14 protein-coding genes and 7 tRNA genes are annotated in these 17,941 nt (G+C 52.7%); 2 read left to right on the plus strand and 19 right to left on the minus strand.

The window, feature by feature from the left end:
* Positions 1–6: 6 nt before the first annotated feature.
* Positions 7–2,589: a leucine--tRNA ligase gene (leuS, locus tag OGX92_RS13775; protein ID WP_286586669.1), complete on the minus strand. Its 2,583-nt coding sequence runs from the start codon at positions 2,587–2,589 to the stop codon at positions 7–9.
* 235 nt (positions 2,590–2,824) lie between these two features.
* Between leuS and OGX92_RS13780 the strand changes: the two genes are divergently transcribed.
* Positions 2,825–3,307, plus strand: coding sequence for a zinc ribbon-containing protein (locus tag OGX92_RS13780; RefSeq protein ID WP_003022748.1), 483 nt, complete (start codon positions 2,825–2,827; stop codon positions 3,305–3,307).
* A 96-nt stretch (positions 3,308–3,403) separates the two neighbouring features.
* Here the strand turns inward: OGX92_RS13780 and rihA are convergent, their stop codons facing one another.
* From rihA to miaB, 10 genes are all read right to left on the minus strand, one after another.
* A complete protein-coding gene (rihA, locus tag OGX92_RS13785; RefSeq protein WP_063940706.1) occupies positions 3,404–4,339 on the minus strand; it encodes a pyrimidine-specific ribonucleoside hydrolase RihA in 936 nt (311 codons plus the stop codon).
* 116 nt (positions 4,340–4,455) lie between these two features.
* On the minus strand, positions 4,456–5,181 hold the full coding sequence (gene gltL / locus OGX92_RS13790; protein WP_003022754.1) for a glutamate/aspartate ABC transporter ATP-binding protein GltL: 726 nt from the start codon (positions 5,179–5,181) through the stop codon (positions 4,456–4,458).
* Positions 5,181–5,855, minus strand: a complete 675-nt coding sequence (gltK, locus tag OGX92_RS13795) for a glutamate/aspartate ABC transporter permease GltK (RefSeq protein WP_003831315.1) — start codon at positions 5,853–5,855, stop codon at positions 5,181–5,183. The genes gltL and gltK overlap by 1 nt, the downstream gene beginning before the upstream one ends.
* Positions 5,855–6,595, minus strand: a complete 741-nt coding sequence (gene gltJ / locus OGX92_RS13800; RefSeq protein WP_126955854.1) for a glutamate/aspartate ABC transporter permease GltJ — start codon at positions 6,593–6,595, stop codon at positions 5,855–5,857. The genes gltK and gltJ overlap by 1 nt, the downstream gene beginning before the upstream one ends.
* Before the next feature lie 159 nt (positions 6,596–6,754).
* On the minus strand, positions 6,755–7,663 hold the full coding sequence (gene gltI / locus OGX92_RS13805) for a glutamate/aspartate ABC transporter substrate-binding protein GltI (RefSeq protein WP_003831318.1): 909 nt from the start codon (positions 7,661–7,663) through the stop codon (positions 6,755–6,757).
* Between the two features lie 419 nt (positions 7,664–8,082).
* The gene (lnt, locus tag OGX92_RS13810; RefSeq protein WP_003831320.1) at positions 8,083–9,621 is read right to left on the minus strand and encodes an apolipoprotein N-acyltransferase; all 1,539 of its coding nucleotides are present in this window, start codon (positions 9,619–9,621) and stop codon (positions 8,083–8,085) included.
* A gap of 24 nt (positions 9,622–9,645) precedes the next feature.
* Entirely contained in the window at positions 9,646–10,524 is an 879-nt protein-coding gene (corC, locus tag OGX92_RS13815; protein WP_003022770.1) for a CNNM family magnesium/cobalt transport protein CorC, read from the minus strand.
* Between the two features lie 129 nt (positions 10,525–10,653).
* Complete coding sequence (gene ybeY, locus OGX92_RS13820; protein ID WP_003831323.1) at positions 10,654–11,121, minus strand: rRNA maturation RNase YbeY; 468 nt, start codon at positions 11,119–11,121, stop codon at positions 10,654–10,656.
* Positions 11,118–12,164: a PhoH family protein gene (locus OGX92_RS13825; protein WP_003022776.1), complete on the minus strand. Its 1,047-nt coding sequence runs from the start codon at positions 12,162–12,164 to the stop codon at positions 11,118–11,120. The genes ybeY and OGX92_RS13825 overlap by 4 nt, the downstream gene beginning before the upstream one ends.
* A 206-nt stretch (positions 12,165–12,370) precedes the next feature.
* Positions 12,371–13,801, minus strand: coding sequence for a tRNA (N6-isopentenyl adenosine(37)-C2)-methylthiotransferase MiaB (gene miaB, locus OGX92_RS13830; RefSeq protein ID WP_126955852.1), 1,431 nt, complete (start codon positions 13,799–13,801; stop codon positions 12,371–12,373).
* 145 nt (positions 13,802–13,946) lie between these two features.
* Here miaB and ubiF point away from each other — a divergent pair, with 145 nt between their 5' ends.
* Positions 13,947–15,122, plus strand: a complete 1,176-nt coding sequence (ubiF, locus tag OGX92_RS13835) for a 3-demethoxyubiquinol 3-hydroxylase (RefSeq protein WP_003831329.1) — start codon at positions 13,947–13,949, stop codon at positions 15,120–15,122.
* Between the two features lie 120 nt (positions 15,123–15,242).
* On the opposite strand, the gene OGX92_RS13840 is transcribed toward ubiF, so the two are convergent.
* The 8 genes from OGX92_RS13840 to asnB form a co-directional block, all read right to left on the minus strand.
* Positions 15,243–15,317, minus strand: a tRNA-Gln gene (locus OGX92_RS13840).
* Positions 15,318–15,353: 36 nt separating this feature from the next.
* Positions 15,354–15,428 (minus strand) — tRNA-Gln (locus OGX92_RS13845).
* A gap of 43 nt (positions 15,429–15,471) precedes the next feature.
* Positions 15,472–15,548, minus strand: a tRNA-Met gene (locus tag OGX92_RS13850).
* A gap of 21 nt (positions 15,549–15,569) precedes the next feature.
* Positions 15,570–15,644: transfer RNA gene (locus tag OGX92_RS13855), tRNA-Gln, on the minus strand.
* Positions 15,645–15,681: 37 nt separating this feature from the next.
* Positions 15,682–15,756, minus strand: a tRNA-Gln gene (locus OGX92_RS13860).
* 23 nt (positions 15,757–15,779) lie between these two features.
* A tRNA-Leu gene (locus OGX92_RS13865) sits at positions 15,780–15,864 on the minus strand.
* 8 nt (positions 15,865–15,872) lie between these two features.
* Positions 15,873–15,949, minus strand: a tRNA-Met gene (locus OGX92_RS13870).
* A gap of 223 nt (positions 15,950–16,172) precedes the next feature.
* A complete protein-coding gene (gene asnB / locus OGX92_RS13875) occupies positions 16,173–17,837 on the minus strand; it encodes an asparagine synthase B (RefSeq protein ID WP_003831332.1) in 1,665 nt (554 codons plus the stop codon).
* Positions 17,838–17,941: the final 104 nt, after the last annotated feature.

Here is a 17,941-nt window from a genome sequence, read left to right on the forward strand (position 1 = left end):
CCGCGCTTAGCCAACGACCAGATTGAGGAGTTTACCCGGTACATAAATCACTTTACGTACGGTAACGCCATCAAGATATTTTGCCACCAGATGCTCCTGGCCAGCACGTTCACGAACCTGTTCTTCTGTCGCATTTACCGGAACGGTAATTTTGCCACGGACTTTACCGTTCACCTGAACAACAACCAGCTTCGAGTCTTCAACCATTGCGGTTTCGTCTGCCACCGGCCACGGTGCGTTGTCGATATCGCCTTCGCCTTTCAGTGCTTCCCACATCGTGAAGCAAACGTGTGGGGTGAACGGGTTCAGCATGCGAACGACGGCCAGTAACGCTTCCTGCATCAGGGCTCTGTCTTGTTCGTCTTCCTGCGGTGCTTTCGCCAGCTTGTTCATCAGCTCCATAATCGCCGCAATTGCAGTGTTAAAAGTCTGACGACGACCGATATCATCGGTAACTTTAGCAATGGTTTTATGTACGTCGCGACGCAGCGCTTTTTGGTCTTCGCTCAACGCATCAACGTTCAGGGCAGCAACATCGCCTTTGGAAGTATGTTCGTAAACCAGCTTCCATACACGTTTCAGGAAGCGGTTCGCCCCTTCAACACCGGATTCCTGCCATTCCAGCGTCATATCAGCCGGAGAAGCGAACATCATGAACAGACGTACCGTGTCAGCGCCGTAACGTTCAACCATGACCTGCGGGTCGATACCGTTATTTTTCGACTTGGACATTTTGCTCATGCCGGTATAGACCAGTTCATGGCCTTCTGCGTCCTGAGCTTTGACGATACGACCTTTTTCGTCGCGCTCAACGATGGCATCAACCGGAGAAACCCAGTTACGCTCGCCGTTTGCACCAACGTAATAGAACGCATCAGCCAGCACCATACCCTGGCACAGCAGCTGTTTGGCCGGTTCGTCAGAGTTGACCATGCCCGCATCGCGCATCAGCTTGTGGAAGAAGCGGAAGTAGAGCAGGTGCATGATGGCGTGTTCAATACCACCAATGTAGATATCAACTGGCAGCCAGTAGTTTGCGGCTTCTGGATCCAGCATCCCTTCGTTGTACTGCGGGCAGGTATAGCGCGCGTAGTACCAGGAGGATTCCATAAAGGTATCGAAGGTGTCGGTTTCGCGCAGCGCAGGCATGCCGTTAACGGTAGTTTTTGCCCACTCCGGATCGGCTTTTATTGGGCTGGTGATGCCGTCCATAACCACGTCTTCCGGCAGAATAACCGGCAACTGATCTTCTGGCGTCGGCAGTACGGTACCGTCTTCCAGCGTCACCATCGGAATTGGCGCCCCCCAGTAACGCTGACGGGAAACACCCCAGTCACGCAGACGGTAGTTCACTTTACGTTCACCCACGCCTTTCGCTACCAGCTTGTCAGCAATGGCGTTGAAGGCAGCTTCGAAGCCGAGGCCGTCAAACTCGCCGGAGTTAAACAGCACGCCTTTTTCGGTCAGAGCTTGTTCGGACAGATCCGGCTCTGCGCCTTCAGCGGTCAGAATTACTGGCTTGATGGTCAGGCCATATTTTGTCGCAAACTCGTAATCGCGCTGATCGTGGCCCGGAACGGCCATGACTGCGCCCGTACCGTATTCCATCAGGACGAAGTTTGCCGCCCAAACGGGGATTTCTTCGCCAGTCAGCGGGTGAACGGCTTTAAAGCCCGTGTCGACGCCTTTCTTCTCCATGGTTGCCATTTCGGCTTCAGCAACCTTGGTGTCGCGGCATTCGTCAATGAAGGCGGCCAGTTCTGGATTATTTGCAGCAGCTTTCTGCGCCAGCGGGTGACCTGCGGCAACGGCCAGATAGGTCGCACCCATAAAGGTGTCCGGGCGGGTGGTGTAAACGGTTAGCGTGTTGTCGTAACCGTTCACATCGAAGGTGATTTCCACGCCTTCAGAACGGCCAATCCAGTTGCGCTGCATCGTTTTCACGGTGTCAGGCCAGTGATCCAGGTTATCCAGGTCACGCAGCAGTTCGTCAGCGTAAGCGGTGATTTTGATGAACCACTGTGGGATCTCTTTACGCTCGACTTTGGTATCGCAACGCCAGCAGCAGCCGTCGATAACCTGTTCGTTCGCCAGTACGGTCTGGTCGTTCGGGCACCAGTTGACCGCAGACGTTTTCTTATACACCAGGCCTTTTTTGTACAGCTCGGTGAAAAATTTCTGTTCCCAACGGTAGTATTCTGGGGTGCAGGTCGCCAGCTCACGGCTCCAGTCGTAACCGAAACCCAGCATTTTGAGCTGGTTTTTCATGTATGCGATGTTGTCGTACGTCCATGGTGCTGGCGCGGTATTGTTTTTAACCGCAGCGCCTTCTGCAGGCAGACCGAACGCATCCCAGCCAATTGGCTGCAGTACGTTTTTGCCCAGCATGCGCTGGTAGCGGGCGATCACGTCACCGATGGTGTAGTTACGTACGTGGCCCATGTGTAGTCGACCAGAAGGATAGGGAAGCATAGACAGGCAGTAATACTTCTCTTTGCTCTCGTCTTCGGTAACTTCAAATGTGCGCTTCTCATCCCAGTGAAGCTGTACTTTGGATTCTATCTCTTCCGGGCGGTATTGCTCTTGCATGGCAGCCAGTGGTCCTGTTTTCAATACAGCTACAAACGTAGCTCTAGATGTGGTGTTTCAGATCCGCATAGCATAGCCCAAACGCCCGCGCCAAAACAGCCTTTCGCGCATTCAGCGTTGAATTCCCGCAAGGATAATTCTTGCACGAATTTACACACTCTGTGGACAGTCTTGCAAAGCGTAGCGTAAATAACGTCTATTATTATAGACAGTTAACGACCCAGGAGGCGAAGCGATGAACAAGGTTGCTCAATATTACCGTGAACTGGTGGCTTCACTGAGCGAACGTCTGCGTAATGGCGAACGCGATATTGATGCGTTGGTGGAGCAAGCGCGTCAACGAGTTATGCAGACCGGGGAGTTAACGCGAACCGAGGTGGAAGAGCTCACCCGGGCCGTCAGACGTGACCTGGAAGAGTTTGCTCTGAGCTATGAAGAAAGTCTCGATGAGGAGACAGACAGCGTCTTTATGCGGGTTATCAAGGAGAGTATCTGGCAGGAACTGGCCGATATTACCGATAAAACGCAGCTCGAATGGCGAGAAGTGTTCCAGGATCTCAGTCATCACGGGGTTTATCACAGCGGTGAGGTGGTCGGATTAGGTAATCTGGTCTGCGAGAAGTGCCACTTCCATTTAGCGGTTTACACCCCGGATGTGCTGCCGCTGTGTCCAAAATGCGGACACGATCAGTTCCAGCGCCGACCGTTTGAGCCGTGATCGCTTTTTGCCGGATGGCGACGCAAAGCGTCTTATCCGGCCTACAAATTGCACGATTTTGTAGGCCGGATAAGCGTTAGCGCCATCCGGCGTGTATTAGGCGTAAAACTTCAGCCGTTCTGCCAGCAAATCGACAAACCCTTGACGATCAACGTCTACTATTACGGTGGCGTTTGGCTTCCTGCCGCTCAGGAAATAGTAATCCACCACGGTCATTCCCTGGGTATATTTACCCTGAGTTTCCACGCCGACCCAGCGTTCAACGGTGGTAAACAGTTCAGGTTTCAGCAGCCAGGCAATGGTGCATGGATCATGCAGCGGTGCGCCGATGAATCCCCATTTTTCATCTTTGTGATATTCAAAGAAGAAGTCGAGTAGTTCAGCCACGATCGTCGAAATAGGATTGCCGATAGCGCGGAACCGCTCGGTATCCTCCCGATGTATTTGCGCTTTATGTGTGACGTCAAGCCCTGCCATTACCACCGGAATACCCGACTGGAATACGATTTCGGCGGCTTCGGGATCCACGAAGATGTTGAACTCGGCGGCGGGCGTCCAGTTTCCGAGGCCCATCGCACCACCCATAATCACGATACGGGCGATTTTGGCGTGCAGCTCAGGATGGCTATTCAGGAGCAATGCGACGTTAGTTTGCGGCCCGGTGGAGACAATCGTCATCGGTTCCGGGCTTTCACGCAGGGTTTTCGCCATCAGTTCCATGGCGGTACAGTCTTGTGGCGCAAAAGCGGGTTCCGGCAGCGCCGGGCCATCCAGCCCACTCTCGCCGTGAACGTTATCGGCGATAATCAGATCGCGCATTAGTGGTTTCACTGCGCCACCAGCTACTGGTATATCCGTACGGTTGAGCAACGTTAACATGCGCAACACGTTACGCAGTGTTTTGTCTGGTGTCTGGTTACCGGCTGATGAGGTTATCGCTTTCACATCCAGTTCTGGTGAGGCGAGGGCGAGAACAATTGCGATAGCGTCGTCATGACCCGGATCGCAATCAAACAGGATAGGAAGTGCCATTGTTGCTCCTTGTAAGTGGGACTTTGTGACAAGGTTAACGCTGGGCTGTATGTGTTTCGAGAGGCGAAGATATAAAGCGTGAGGTGGCGCGCACATGGAGGTGCGCGCCAGCAAGATTAGTGCAGTATTTTCGCGAGGAAGTCTTTGGCGCGGTCCGATTTCGGATTAGCGAAGAACTCTTCTTTCGGTGAGTCTTCAACAATTTTCCCTTCATCCATGAAGATCACCCGGTTCGCCACTTTACGCGCAAAGCCCATTTCGTGGGTTACCACCATCATGGTCATCCCTTCATTGGCCAGTTCAACCATAACGTCCAGTACTTCGTTGATCATTTCAGGATCAAGCGCCGACGTCGGCTCGTCAAACAGCATGGCGATAGGATCCATGCACAGCGCCCGGGCGATAGCGACACGCTGTTGCTGGCCCCCTGAGAGCTGAGCTGGAAACTTTTCGGCATGTGCTGACAGACCAACGCGTTCCAGTAACTTTTGCGCTTTGTCGCGGGCCGGCTTTTTATCGCGCTTGAGCACTTTTACCTGCGCCAGAGTCAGGTTCTCAATGATCGACAGGTGAGGGAACAGTTCAAAGTGCTGGAACACCATACCAACGCGAGAGCGCAGTTTGGCCAGATCAGTTTTTTTATCATTCACCACGGTACCATCAACGGTGATGACGCCCTGCTGTACCGGCTCCAGCCCGTTCACCGTTTTGATAAGCGTTGATTTACCTGAACCTGACGGGCCGCAGACCACCACCACTTCACCTTTTTTCACTTCCGTGGAGCAGTCGGTCAGCACCTGAAAGTGACCATACCATTTAGAAACATTTTTCAGGGTAATCATTAAACTGTCCTTTTCTTCAAATAGCTGACCAACAACGATGCGCTCAGACTGAATACAAAATAAACGGCGCCAGCAAACAGGATCATTTCAACCTGTGTGCCGTCACGCTCGCCAATGGTAGAGGCGGTACGGAAGAAGTCTGCCAGACTTAATACATAGACCAGCGAGGTATCCTGGAAGAGTACGATGCCCTGGGTTAGCAGCAGCGGTACCATCGCGCGGAATGCCTGCGGCAGAATAATGAGCTTCATCGACTGCCAGTGGGTCATCCCCAGAGCCAGCGCGGCGCTGGATTGCCCACGAGAAATACTCTGGATACCGGCACGGATAATCTCGGAATAGTACGCGGCTTCAAACATCGAAAACGCGACCATTGCTGAGATCAGGCGAATATCGGTTTTTGGCGACAGACCCAGTACGTTTTGCAGGAAGCCGGGCACAATCAGGTAGAACCACAGCAGCACCATGACCAGCGGAATAGAACGAAATACGTTGACGTAGCCTTTCGCAAACCAGGCAATCGGCGCGAAGCTGGACAGACGCATTACTGCAAGGATGGTTCCCCAGACAATACCAATGACTACCGCCGTAACGGTGATTTTCAGCGTGATGATTAACCCATCCAGCAGATACGGCAGGGAAGGGATGATAGAACTCCAGTCAAATTCGTACATTATTTGCCTCCCAAATTGCCAGGCAGGCGGATTTTACGTTCAACGAGATTCATCACCAGCATGATGACGGCGTTAATCAGGACGTAAGCCAGAGTGATAGCGGTAAACGATTCCCATGCGTGGGCGGAGTAATCCAGCAGTTTGCCCGCCTGTGCCGCCATATCGACCAGGCCGATGGTGGAGGCGATAGCGGAGTTCTTCACCAGGTTCATCATCTCTGAGGTCATTGGCGGAACAATCACGCGGTAGGCGTTTGGCAACAGAACATAGCGGTAGGCCTGCGGCAACGTTAGCCCCATCGCCAGTGCGGCGTTTTTCTGCCCACGAGGCAGAGACTGAATTGCGGCGCGAACCTGTTCGCAGACGCGCGCGGCGGTAAACAGCCCCAGACAAAGCATTGATGAGAGGAAGAACTGGATGGTGGGATCCAACTCAGCCTTGAACCACATCCCAATGTTTTCCGGCAGCAGTTCCGGAATAACCAGATACCAGGTAAAAAACTGGACGATGAGCGGAACGTTACGAAACAGCTCAACGTACAGCGTGCCGATCCCAGAAAGGAAACGATTTGGAACGGTACGTAAGATGCCGAATAAAGAGCCTATGAGGAAAGCGATAATCCAGGCGGTGATGGATAACGCGACAGTGACCTGGAAACCACTCCAGAGCCAGCCGAGATAGGTGGTGTTGCCGAACGGGGCTTGTTGTAAAAAAATACCCCAGTTCCAGTCTATAGACATAAATCTACTCCAGAAAAAAAAGGGTAGCAGCGCTACCCTCGAAGATTGTTATTCGGCGTTTTGCGGTTTTCAGGCCTGATGGGGAACGACCATCAGGCTTATAGTCTGTCCGTGCCGAGTAACAATCGAGAGGGAGGGGAAGCCTCCCATTTATTTTAGTTAGTTAAGCGCTTTATCATTTGGTTCTTTGAACAGAGCTTTCATCTCGTCTGACAGTTCGAAATTCATGTTCAGGTTCTTCGGTGGAATTGGATTTTTAAACCACTTATCAAACCATTTCTCAGCTTCGCCTGAGGTTTGCGCCTTGGCGATAGTGTCGTCCATCAGCTTTTTGAACTCAGGATCATCTTTGCGCAACATACAGCCGTAGGCTTCCTGAGACTGTGGCTTGCCGACGATCTCCCAGTTGTCTGGTTTCTTCGCTTTCGCGCGCTCGCCAGCCAGCAGGGCGTCATCCATCATAAAGGCAACGGCGCGACCGCTTTCCAGAGTACGGAAAGAGTCACCGTGGTCTTTCGCGCTGATGATGCGCATATCCATTTTTTGTTCTTCATTCAGCTTGTGCAGCAGAACTTCGGAGGTGGTACCCGAAGTCACGACTACGGCTTTACCTTTCAGATCGGCGAAATCTTTGACGTCGCCGCCTTTTTTCGCCAGCAGACGGGTGCCGACAACGAAAATGGTGTCAGAGAAAGCCGCTTGTTTTTGGCGCTCGACGTTGTTGGTGGTGGATCCACATTCAAAATCGAAGGTGCCGTTTTGCAGCAGCGGGATACGGTTTTGAGAAGTAATCGGGATCAGTTTCACCTGCAGATCAGGCTTGTTCAGCTTTTTCTTCACGGCGTCAACGATCGCGTTGGAGTAATCCTGTGAATAACCGACCACTTTTTGCTGATTATCGTAGTAAGAAAACGGTACTGATGATTCACGGTGGCCGACAACGATTACGCCATTTTTGGCGATCTTATCCAGCGTGCTGCCTGCCGCTGGTGCTGCGTCTTCTGCGTGCGCCAGACCGGCGGACATTCCCATGACCAGCATGGCAGTGGCGAGCTTACGTAATTGCATATCCAACTCCTTTATCGTCTGCGCCAGGGACGCATTGATACCCATTGTGATGTTGTTATTGTTTGCTACTAAAACGTGCAGTCTTGTATGTGTTTGTTAACATTTAGTTTGGATGAATGTAAAGAATTTGCTGTGTTATTGTTTATTTTTGCGAAGTGCGCCGCACCATTTGGGGGCAAAAATATCTTGTTGCACTTTTCAGGTGCTACCGGCGCTCAACTTTGGTGCGACCAGGTTGCACATTCAGCCAAAACAGCGTTTGCCTTGTAGAACAAAGCAATAGACGTGCCAGAATGGGCATTGGAAGAGCGGAAGGGGGGAGTAGGTCTGATAAGCGTAGCGCCATCAGGCACGATGCGGCACAACTGCCGGATGGCGGCGTACCGCCTTATCCGGCCTACATTTGATGGGGTACTGGTTTATTTACGACGTTGGCGCAGACTCATTACCACTGCGCCAAAGCCAAACAGCGCGGTTAGCAGCCAGAGCGGCCAGTTTCCGGTACGGGCATAAGGGGTTAAGCCCGTCGTTGGCGTCACGCTGGTGGTCAGCACCTGGCGGGTAAACTGCGGGATCATCGCCTGCACTTCGCCCTGCGGACCAATCACCGCCGTAATACCGTTGTTGGTGCTACGCAGCAGAGGTCGCGCCAGCTCCAGGGAACGCATACGCGCCATCTGGAAGTGCTGCCACGGGCCAATAGATTTACCAAACCATGCATCGTTGGAGATAGTCAGCAGGTAGTCCGTATCCGGGCGGAAGTTATCCCGTACCTGTTCGCCAAGAATGATTTCGTAGCAGATGGCAGCGGTCAGCTTAAACCCGTGTGCATGCAACTGTGGCTGTACATAAGGACCGCGGCTGAACGAAGACATTGGCAGGTCAAAGAATGGCGCTAGCGGGCGCAGGATAGATTCCAGCGGGACAAACTCGCCAAACGGTACCAGATGGTTTTTGTTGTAGCGGTTGCTGGAGTCGTAGCTGTATGGGCTGTCTTTACCCAGTGTGATGATGGTGTTGTAAGTGTCGTAACGATTCTGCTTGTTCAGACGCGCGTCTACAATACCGGTAATCAGCGTGCTGTTTTTCGATTTCAGCAGGTCATCCATCATACTCAGAAAACGCTGCTGGTTAATTTCCAGGTCAGGAATAGCGGATTCTGGCCAGATGATGAGCTGTGATTTGCCCATCTCAGGCTGGGAGGCGTCGAGATAAATCTTCAGGGTGTTGAGTAACTGGCCTTCATCCCATTTGAGCGACTGCGGGATGTCACCCTGCACCATCGAGACCTGGGTGGTTTTTTCCGGCTCCAGCGTGTACCACTGAATATAACGTAGCGGAAAGGGCAGAGCGAAAAGAACTGCGGCGGCAGCCAGCGGCTTCCAGTTACGCGTTACCAGCGCAAGTGCCAGCAGGCCACTAACCATCATCAGCAGGAAGTTAATCGCCTCAACGCCCATTACCGGCGCCAGCCCTTTTAACGGACCGTCGATCTGGCTGTAGCCGAACTGCAGCCACGGAAAACCGGTCAGTACCCAGCCGCGTAGAAATTCAGTGATTTGCCAGACTACCGGCGCGGCAATCGCTACGCGTGTCCAGGTAGTTTTCGGCCACAGACGCGCCAAAACGCCGGCAAACAGGCCGGTGTAGAGGGAAAGGTAAGCAGCAAGCAGAACCACGAGGAAGACGTTAACGGGGCCCGGCATACCGCCAAACTGCGCGATACTGACGTAAACCCAGTTGATGCCTGAGCCAAACAGTCCCAGTCCCCAGAAGTAGCCGATAGCGGCAGACTGGAGCGGACGGCGGTTGAAGGTGAGAGCCTGCAGACCCATCAGCGAAACAATCGCAGCGGGCCAGATGTCATACGGTGAGAAAGCCAGTGTCCCGCAGGCACCGAATAATAACGCCAGCAGCAGGCGAATGCGCTGGCGTTCAATTAATGGGGCAAATGCCATGTAGTCTTAGATCCAGTTTCGGGTTTATTCGTCCAGTTTGGGCTGGGGTGAGTCGTCCGGAATTCTGACATGAACCTGAATAATACGACGGCTATCGGCCATTGCCACTTTGAACTGGTAACCATCAATGTCGATGGTCTCTCCACGCGCGGGCAGATGACCGAAGGCCTGCATGACCAACCCGCCAATGGTATCCACTTCTTCATCGCTGAAATGCGTGCCGAAAGCTTCGTTGAAGTCTTCAATCGGCGCCAGCGCACGAATAGTCCAGGTGTGGCGACTGAGCTGACGGAAATCAATATCGTCTTCTTCGTCGTACTCGTCTTCAATTTCACCGACAATCAGTTCAAGGATGTCCTCAATGGTCACCAGACCTGAGACACCGCCAAACTCGTCGATGACGATAGCCATATGATAACGCTGGGAGCGGAACTCTTTCAGCATGCGGTCAACCCGCTTGCTTTCAGGGACGACAACCGCCTGGCGTAACACTTTCTCCATGCTGAAGGCTTCGGCATCGCTACGCATAAACGGCAGCAGATCTTTGGCCATCAGAATCCCTTCAATGTGATCCTTGTCTTCGCTAATTACCGGGAAACGCGAGTGGGCAGACTCGATAATGACATCGAGGCATTCGTCCAGAGTTTGGTTGCGTTTCAGGGTAATCATCTGGGAGCGAGGGATCATGATGTCGCGAACACGTTGGTCCGCAATATCCATTACCCCTTCGAGCATATCGCGCGTATCTTCATCGATAAGGTCGTTTTGCCCGGAATCACGGATCAGCTCCAACAGTTCGTCGCGGTTTTTCGGTTCACCGTGGAAAAGTTGGCTCAGTAACAGGGAAAAAAATCCCTTTTTGCTGTTTAAGGTGTCACTACTGTGTGAATTGTCGTCGCTCATGGCGTCGTATGGGTTCTCATGTTAGTTAATACAAAGCGCGTCATGCGTTTACTCAGCTGTTGACGGCATATCTCTTCATTGTACTTCAAACCAGGTAGGCCTTATCAGGCCTACAAGATGTCGAAATGCTTACTCTTTCTCGGCAATGTACGGATCCTCATAGCCCAGAGCAAGCATAATCTCTGTTTCGAGGGATTCCATCTCTTCCGCTTCATCGTCTTCAATATGGTCGTAGCCGAGTAAATGTAGGCTACCGTGCACCACCATGTGCGCCCAGTGGGCCTCAAGCGGTTTGCCTTGCTCCTGCGCTTCTTTCTCAACCACCTGACGGCAGATGATCAAATCGCCCAGCAGCGGCATCTCGATGCCCGGCGGAGCCTCAAACGGGAAAGAGAGCACGTTGGTGGATTTGTCTTTCCCGCGATAGGTCAGGTTCAGGTCGTGGCTTTCCGCGTCATCGACCAGACGAATGGTCACCTCTGATTCTTCCTGAAACTGCGGGATCACCGCATCCAGCCAGCCCTGAAACTGACTTTCTGTTGGTAAACCGGATTCGTCTTCACATGCCAGCTGTAAATCGAGGATAACCTGACTCATTTTTGTTCCTGCTCCTGAGCTTCGCGCTTGCGTTCTGCAGCCTGCTCGGCTTTGCGTTTCTGTTCTGCTTCTTCCCAGGCTTCATACGCCGTGACGATACGGGCGACCACCGGGTGGCGCACCACGTCTTCGCTATGGAAGAAATTAAAACTAATTTCGTCGACTTCAGCCAGTACTTCAATGGCATGACGCAGACCAGATTTGGTGCTACGCGGCAGGTCAATCTGGGTGATATCACCTGTGATGACCGCTTTAGAGTTAAAGCCGATACGGGTCAGGAACATTTTCATCTGTTCGATGGTAGTGTTCTGGCTTTCATCAAGAATGATGAACGCATCGTTCAACGTACGACCGCGCATGTAGGCCAGGGGCGCAACTTCAATGACGTTACGCTCAATCAGCTTTTCAACCTTTTCAAAGCCAAGCATTTCGAAAAGCGCGTCATACAGCGGTCGTAAATACGGATCGACTTTCTGGCTGAGATCTCCTGGCAGGAATCCCAGTTTTTCGCCCGCTTCCACTGCCGGACGGGTCAGCAGAATGCGACGGATCTCCTGACGCTCAAGCGCATCAACCGCAGCGGCAACCGCGAGATACGTTTTACCCGTACCCGCAGGGCCAACGCCAAATGTAATGTCGTGGTCGAGGATATTCGCAATGTACTGTGCCTGGTTCGGCGTGCGCGGCTTAATTACTCCACGCTTGGTTTTGATGTTCACCGCTTTGCCAAATTCAGGCACGCTGTCTGCGCTTTGCTCAAGCACACGCGCTTCTTTGATCGCCAGATGAATTTGTTCAGGCTCGATGTCCTGCGTCTGACCGCGCATTGGGGCGGTATCGACGTACAGGCTACGTAAAATATCTGCCGCAGCGGTGACGCAAATTGGACGACCGGTCAGTTTAAAGTGGTTATCACGGCGGTTAATTTCGATGCCGAGGCGACGTTCCAGCTGTTTGATGTTGTCATCAAATGGGCCGCAAAGGCTCAACAGGCGGGCGTTGTCTGCGGGTTCAAGGGTTATTTCGCGAGTGTCTATGTTCAAACTGTTCCTCTTATGCATGTCTCGCCGGACGCTGAACATTTACCGGCATCTAAGGAAATTATTCACGCCATGGGGGAAAGGCGCAAGCATTGCAGCAAATATGGGGATGATAGGGCAGATTACAAGGCCCGCTGGAGCAGCGAGCCTGGGAGTGTTGGCCCGATAAGCATAGTGCCATCGGGCCTTGTTTACGTTTTTCAGCAGGATTAAGGCTGATAAATACTGACGCCCAGATCGTTTTCTTTGCGCGTACGCGCAATAACCGACTCAGGGGATTCTGCGATGCGCAGGCCCATTTCGTCCTCGGTACGCACCACTTTACCGCGCAGGGAGTTAGTCCAGACATCGGTAATTTCTACGTCCACGAACTTACCGACCATATCCGGGTTGCCTTCAAAGTTCACCACACGGTTATTTTCGGTACGGCCTGACAGTTCCATGATGCTCTTACGCGATGTGCCTTCAACCAGAATGCGCTGGGTCGTGCCGACCATACGGCGGCTCCAGGCCATAGCTTGCTGGTTGATACGCTCCTGTAGAATGTACAGACGCTGTTTCTTCTCTTCTTCCGGTACGTCGTCAACCATATCGGCGGCAGGGGTGCCAGGACGCGCAGAGAAAATAAAGCTGTAGCTCATGTCAAAATTGACGTCAGCAATCAGCTTCATGGTCTGCTCGAAATCCTGCGTGGTCTCACCCGGGAAGCCAACGATGAAGTCGGAGCTAATCTGGATATCCGGACGCGCAGCGCGCAGTTTGCGGATGATCGCTTTGTATTCCAGCGCGGTATGGGTACGCCCCATCAGGTTCAGTACGCGGTCTGAACCGCTCTGTACCGGCAGATGCAGGAAGCTCACCAGCTCTGGCGTATCGCGATAAACTTCAACGATATCATCGGTGAATTCGATCGGATGGCTGGTGGTGAAGCGGATACGATCAATACCGTCGATCGCTGCGACCAGACGTAACAGATCGGCAAAAGATCCGATCGTGCCGTCGTAGTTCTCACCACGCCAGGCGTTCACGTTTTGCCCCAGCAGGTTCACTTCACGCACGCCTTGGGCTGCAAGCTGGGCGATTTCAAACAGAATATCATCCGCCGGACGGCTGACTTCCTCACCGCGGGTGTAGGGCACCACGCAGTAAGTACAATATTTATTACAACCTTCCATGATGGACACAAACGCGCTTGGACCTTCAGCACGCGGTTCCGGCAGGCGGTCGAACTTTTCGATCTCCGGGAAACTGATATCAACCACCGGGCTACGGGTCGTGCTTCCACGCACTTTGTTGATCATTTCAGGCAGGCGGTGCAGCGTTTGCGGCCCAAAAATAATATCGACGTAATGCGCGCGCTGGCGAATATGATCGCCTTCCTGAGACGCAACACAGCCACCGACCCCAATGATGAGCTTGGGATTTTTCTCTTTTAACAGTTTCCAGCGGCCCAGTTGATGGAACACTTTTTCCTGAGCCTTCTCACGGATTGAGCAGGTATTCAGCAGCAGCACATCCGCTTCTTCCGCCACGTCAGTCAGTTGATACCCATGAGTGGCATCCAGCAGATCGGCCATCTTCGATGAATCGTATTCGTTCATCTGACAGCCCCAGGTTTTAATATGGAGTTTTTTGGTCATCGACTTGCTCTTGCGAAATTGTGGCTGAAATGCAGGGCGCATAGTGTACTGCTTTGGCGCGGTTGTGACCAGTATGACGGATGTCAGCCTCAAGGGGTAAAAAATCCTGTAAACTTACACAATACATGTAACTGGATAATTGACCATGACAAATCAACCAACGGAAATTGCCATTGTCGGCGGGGGGATGGTCGGCGGCGCGCTGGCGCTTGGACTGGCGCAGCATGGATTTACGGTAACGGTCATTGAGCATGCCGTTCCCGCGCCGTTTGTGGCTGACGGACAGCCTGATGTCAGAATTTCTGCCATAAGTTCCGCATCGGTGTCGTTGCTAAAAGGGCTGGGCGTCTGGGATACGGTGCAGGGGATGCGCAGCCATCCTTATCGTCGACTGGAAACGTGGGAGTGGGAAAATGCCCATGTGATGTTTGATGCCGCCGAGCTTAAGCTGCCTCTGTTGGGCTATATGGTGGAAAACACGGTCCTGCAACAGGCGCTCTGGCAGGCTCTGGAAGCTCACCCTAAAGTCACGCTGCGCGTACCGGCGTCCCTGATTTCTTTGCATCAACATAACGATCGACATGAGCTTGAGCTGGCAGGCGGCGAAACCATCAGCGCGAAGCTGGTTATCGGCGCCGATGGTGCCAACTCTCAGGTGCGAAAAATGGCCGGGATTGGTATCCATGCCTGGCAGTACGCGCAGTCCTGTATGTTGATAACCGTGCAATGCGAAAACTCACCGGGAGACAGCACCTGGCAGCAATTTACGCCTGACGGCCCGCGCGCGTTTTTACCGCTGTTTGATAACTGGGCCTCGTTGGTGTGGTACGACTCACCGGCTCGCATCCGCCAATTGCAAGCGCTGAATATGCCGCAATTGCAGACGGAGATTGCTAAACATTTTCCATCGCGACTCGGTAAGGTGATGCCAGTGGCTGCGGGGGCGTTCCCGCTTACGCGTCGTCATGCGCTGCAATATGTGCAACCGGGGCTGGCGCTGGTAGGTGATGCCGCGCATACCATTCATCCGCTGGCGGGGCAGGGCGTCAATCTGGGCTTTCGTGATGTTGATGCGTTGATTGATGTGCTGGTGAACGCGCGCAGCTACGGTGAATCCTGGGCCAGTCAGCCGGTGCTCAAGCGCTATCAGAATCGCCGTATGACTGACAATTTCATCATGCAAAGCGGTATGGATCTGTTCTATGCTGGATTTAGCAATAACCTGCAGCCGCTGCGCATCATGCGTAATCTCGGGCTCATGGCCGCAGAGCGCGCTGGCGTACTGAAACGTCAGGCACTGAAGTATGCGTTAGGGTTGTAGTTCGAGTGGTGCCTGATGGCGCTACGTTTATCAGGCCTACAGCTCATGTAGGCCGGGTAAAGCTTGTCGTCATCCGGCGTCAGAAAAGCAAAAAGCTCGCCGAAGCGAGCTTTTTTAATATGGCTGGGGTACGAGGATTCGAACCTCGGAATGCTGGTATCAGAAACCAGAGCCTTACCGCTTGGCGATACCCCAACGGGTGCACCCACAGAGTGGACGACTTTTTGAAATTGGCTGGGGTACGAGGATTCGAACCTCGGAATGCTGGTATCAGAAACCAGAGCCTTACCGCTTGGCGATACCCCAACAATTTTTTGGATTTACCGAACGAGTCGATACGTCCTTAATATGGTGGCTACGACGGGATTCGAACCTGTGACCCCATCATTATGAGTGATGTGCTCTAACCAGCTGAGCTACGTAGCCAAATACTAACATTTTCTTCGATGGCTGGGGTACCTGGATTCGAACCAGGGAATGCCGGTATCAAAAACCGGTGCCTTACCGCTTGGCGATACCCCAATGACCGTTGCGGTGAACCGCTATATCGAAGAAAAAATGGCTGGGGTACCTGGATTCGAACCAGGGAATGCCGGTATCAAAAACCGGTGCCTTACCGCTTGGCGATACCCCATCCGTGCAACGCTTACGGGTGAATGGTGCGGGAGGCGAGACTTGAACTCGCACACCTTGCGGCGCCAGAACCTAAATCTGGTGCGTCTACCAATTTCGCCACTCCCGCAAAAAAGATGGTGGCTACGACGGGATTCGAACCTGTGACCCCATCATTATGAGTGATGTGCTCTAACCAGCTGAGCTACGTAGCCATCTTTTTTTCGCGTAACCTTATCGGCGTTGCGGGGCGCATTATGCGTATTGAGCCTTGAAGCGTCAACCCCTTTTTCATTGAAAATAGCTGGAATGTGACTGTTTGGTTAGGTTGCGAACAGCATGACGCAATATTCGGCAATTATTAGTTATTAATTGTTTTTTTGCACAGAAAACAAACATAAAAAAAGAGCCCCGCAGGGCTCTTATCTAAGGATTAACTTATTTATAAGCGGACTGGTGTACGCCAACGGCGCGGCCAGACGGATCGTTCATGGTTTTAAACGCCTCATCCCATTCGATCGCCTTGGCAGAAGAACAGGCAACCGACGGCCCGCCAGGCACGCATTCGGCAGCGCTTGCTACCGGGAATAACTCTTCGAAAATCTCACGGTACAAATACGCTTCTTTAGACGATGGCGTGTTGTATGGGAAACGGAAGCTGGCAGTTTCCAGTTGTTGGTCTGAAACTTGTTCTGCAGCCACCTCTTTCAGCGTGTCAATCCAGCTGTAACCGACACCATCAGAGAACTGCTCTTTCTGACGCCATGCGACGCTTGCCGGCAGGTAGGACTCAAAACATTCGCGCAGAACGTGTTTTTCCATTTTGCCGTTGCCGCACATTTTATCCTGCGGGTTGATGCGCATCGCCACATCAAGGAATTTCTTATCCAGGAAAGGCACACGAGCTTCCACGCCCCAGGCCGACATGGCTTTGTTGGCACGGGCGCAGTCGAACATATGCAGCGCTTGCAGCTTGCGTACAGTTTCTTCGTGCAGTTCTTTTGCATCTGGCGCTTTGTGGAAATAGAGGTAGCCGCCAAACACCTCGTCCGAACCTTCACCCGACAACACCATTTTAATGCCCATCGCTTTAATTTTACGCGACATTAAGTACATTGGCGTCGAGGCGCGAATCGTCGTGACATCGTAAGTTTCGATGTGGTAAATCACGTCGCGGATCGCATCCAGACCTTCCTGGACGGTGAAGTGGATCTCATGGTGCACGGTCCCCAGATGGTTCGCCACCTCTTGCGCAGCTTTCAGATCCGGAGCGCCTTCCAGGCCGACGGCGAAGGAGTGCAGCTGTGGCCACCAGGCTTCGCTACGTTCCTGATCTTCAACACGGCGTGCCGCGTATTTTTTAGTGATCGCGGAAATGACGGATGAATCCAGACCACCGGACAACAGAACTCCATAAGGAACATCTGACATCAGGTGACTTTTCACCGCATCTTCCAGCGCCTGGCGCAGCTCGTTTTTATCGGTAACGTTGTCTTTGACGGCATCGTATTCAAACCAGTCGCGCTGGTAGTACTGACGAATTTCACCGTCTTTACTCCACAAATAGCTACCGGCCGGGAATTCTTTGATTGTGCGGCAGACAGGAACCAGCGCTTTCATTTCAGACGCAACGTAGAAGTTACCGTGCTCGTCGTAACCCATATACAGCGGGATGATCCCGATATGATCACGACCGATCAGGTAGGCGTCCTGCTCGCTGTCGTACAGGGCAAAAGCGAACATCCCTTGCAGGTCATCGAGGAAAGCGGGTCCTTTTTCCTGATACAGCGCGAGGATAACTTCGCAGTCGGAACCGGTCTGGAACTGGTAGCGATCGCCGTATTCAGCACGCAGTGTCTGGTGGTTATAAATTTCACCGTTAACCGCCAGGATATGTGTCTTCTTCATGTTGTACAGCGGCTGAGCACCGGCATTGACGTCGACGATGGACAGACGTTCGTGCGCCAGAATGGCGTTATCACAGGCGTAAATACCTGACCAGTCCGGGCCGCGGTGGCGCATCAGACGAGACAGTTCCAGGGCTTTTTTACGCAGTTCAACTGCGTCAGTTTTAATATCGAATACGCCAAAAATAGAACACATAACCTTCTCCGTTAACCTGTTGCGTGATGCTTTTTATGTTTGCTTGATAAAGAAAATGCCGCAAAGCTGGAGAGGGCGCAAGCGAATTACGGGTCAGAAAATAA

This window comes from Citrobacter sp. Cpo089, assembly GCF_030332695.1.
In the GTDB taxonomy this organism is placed as follows: Bacteria; Pseudomonadota; Gammaproteobacteria; order Enterobacterales; family Enterobacteriaceae; genus Citrobacter; species Citrobacter portucalensis.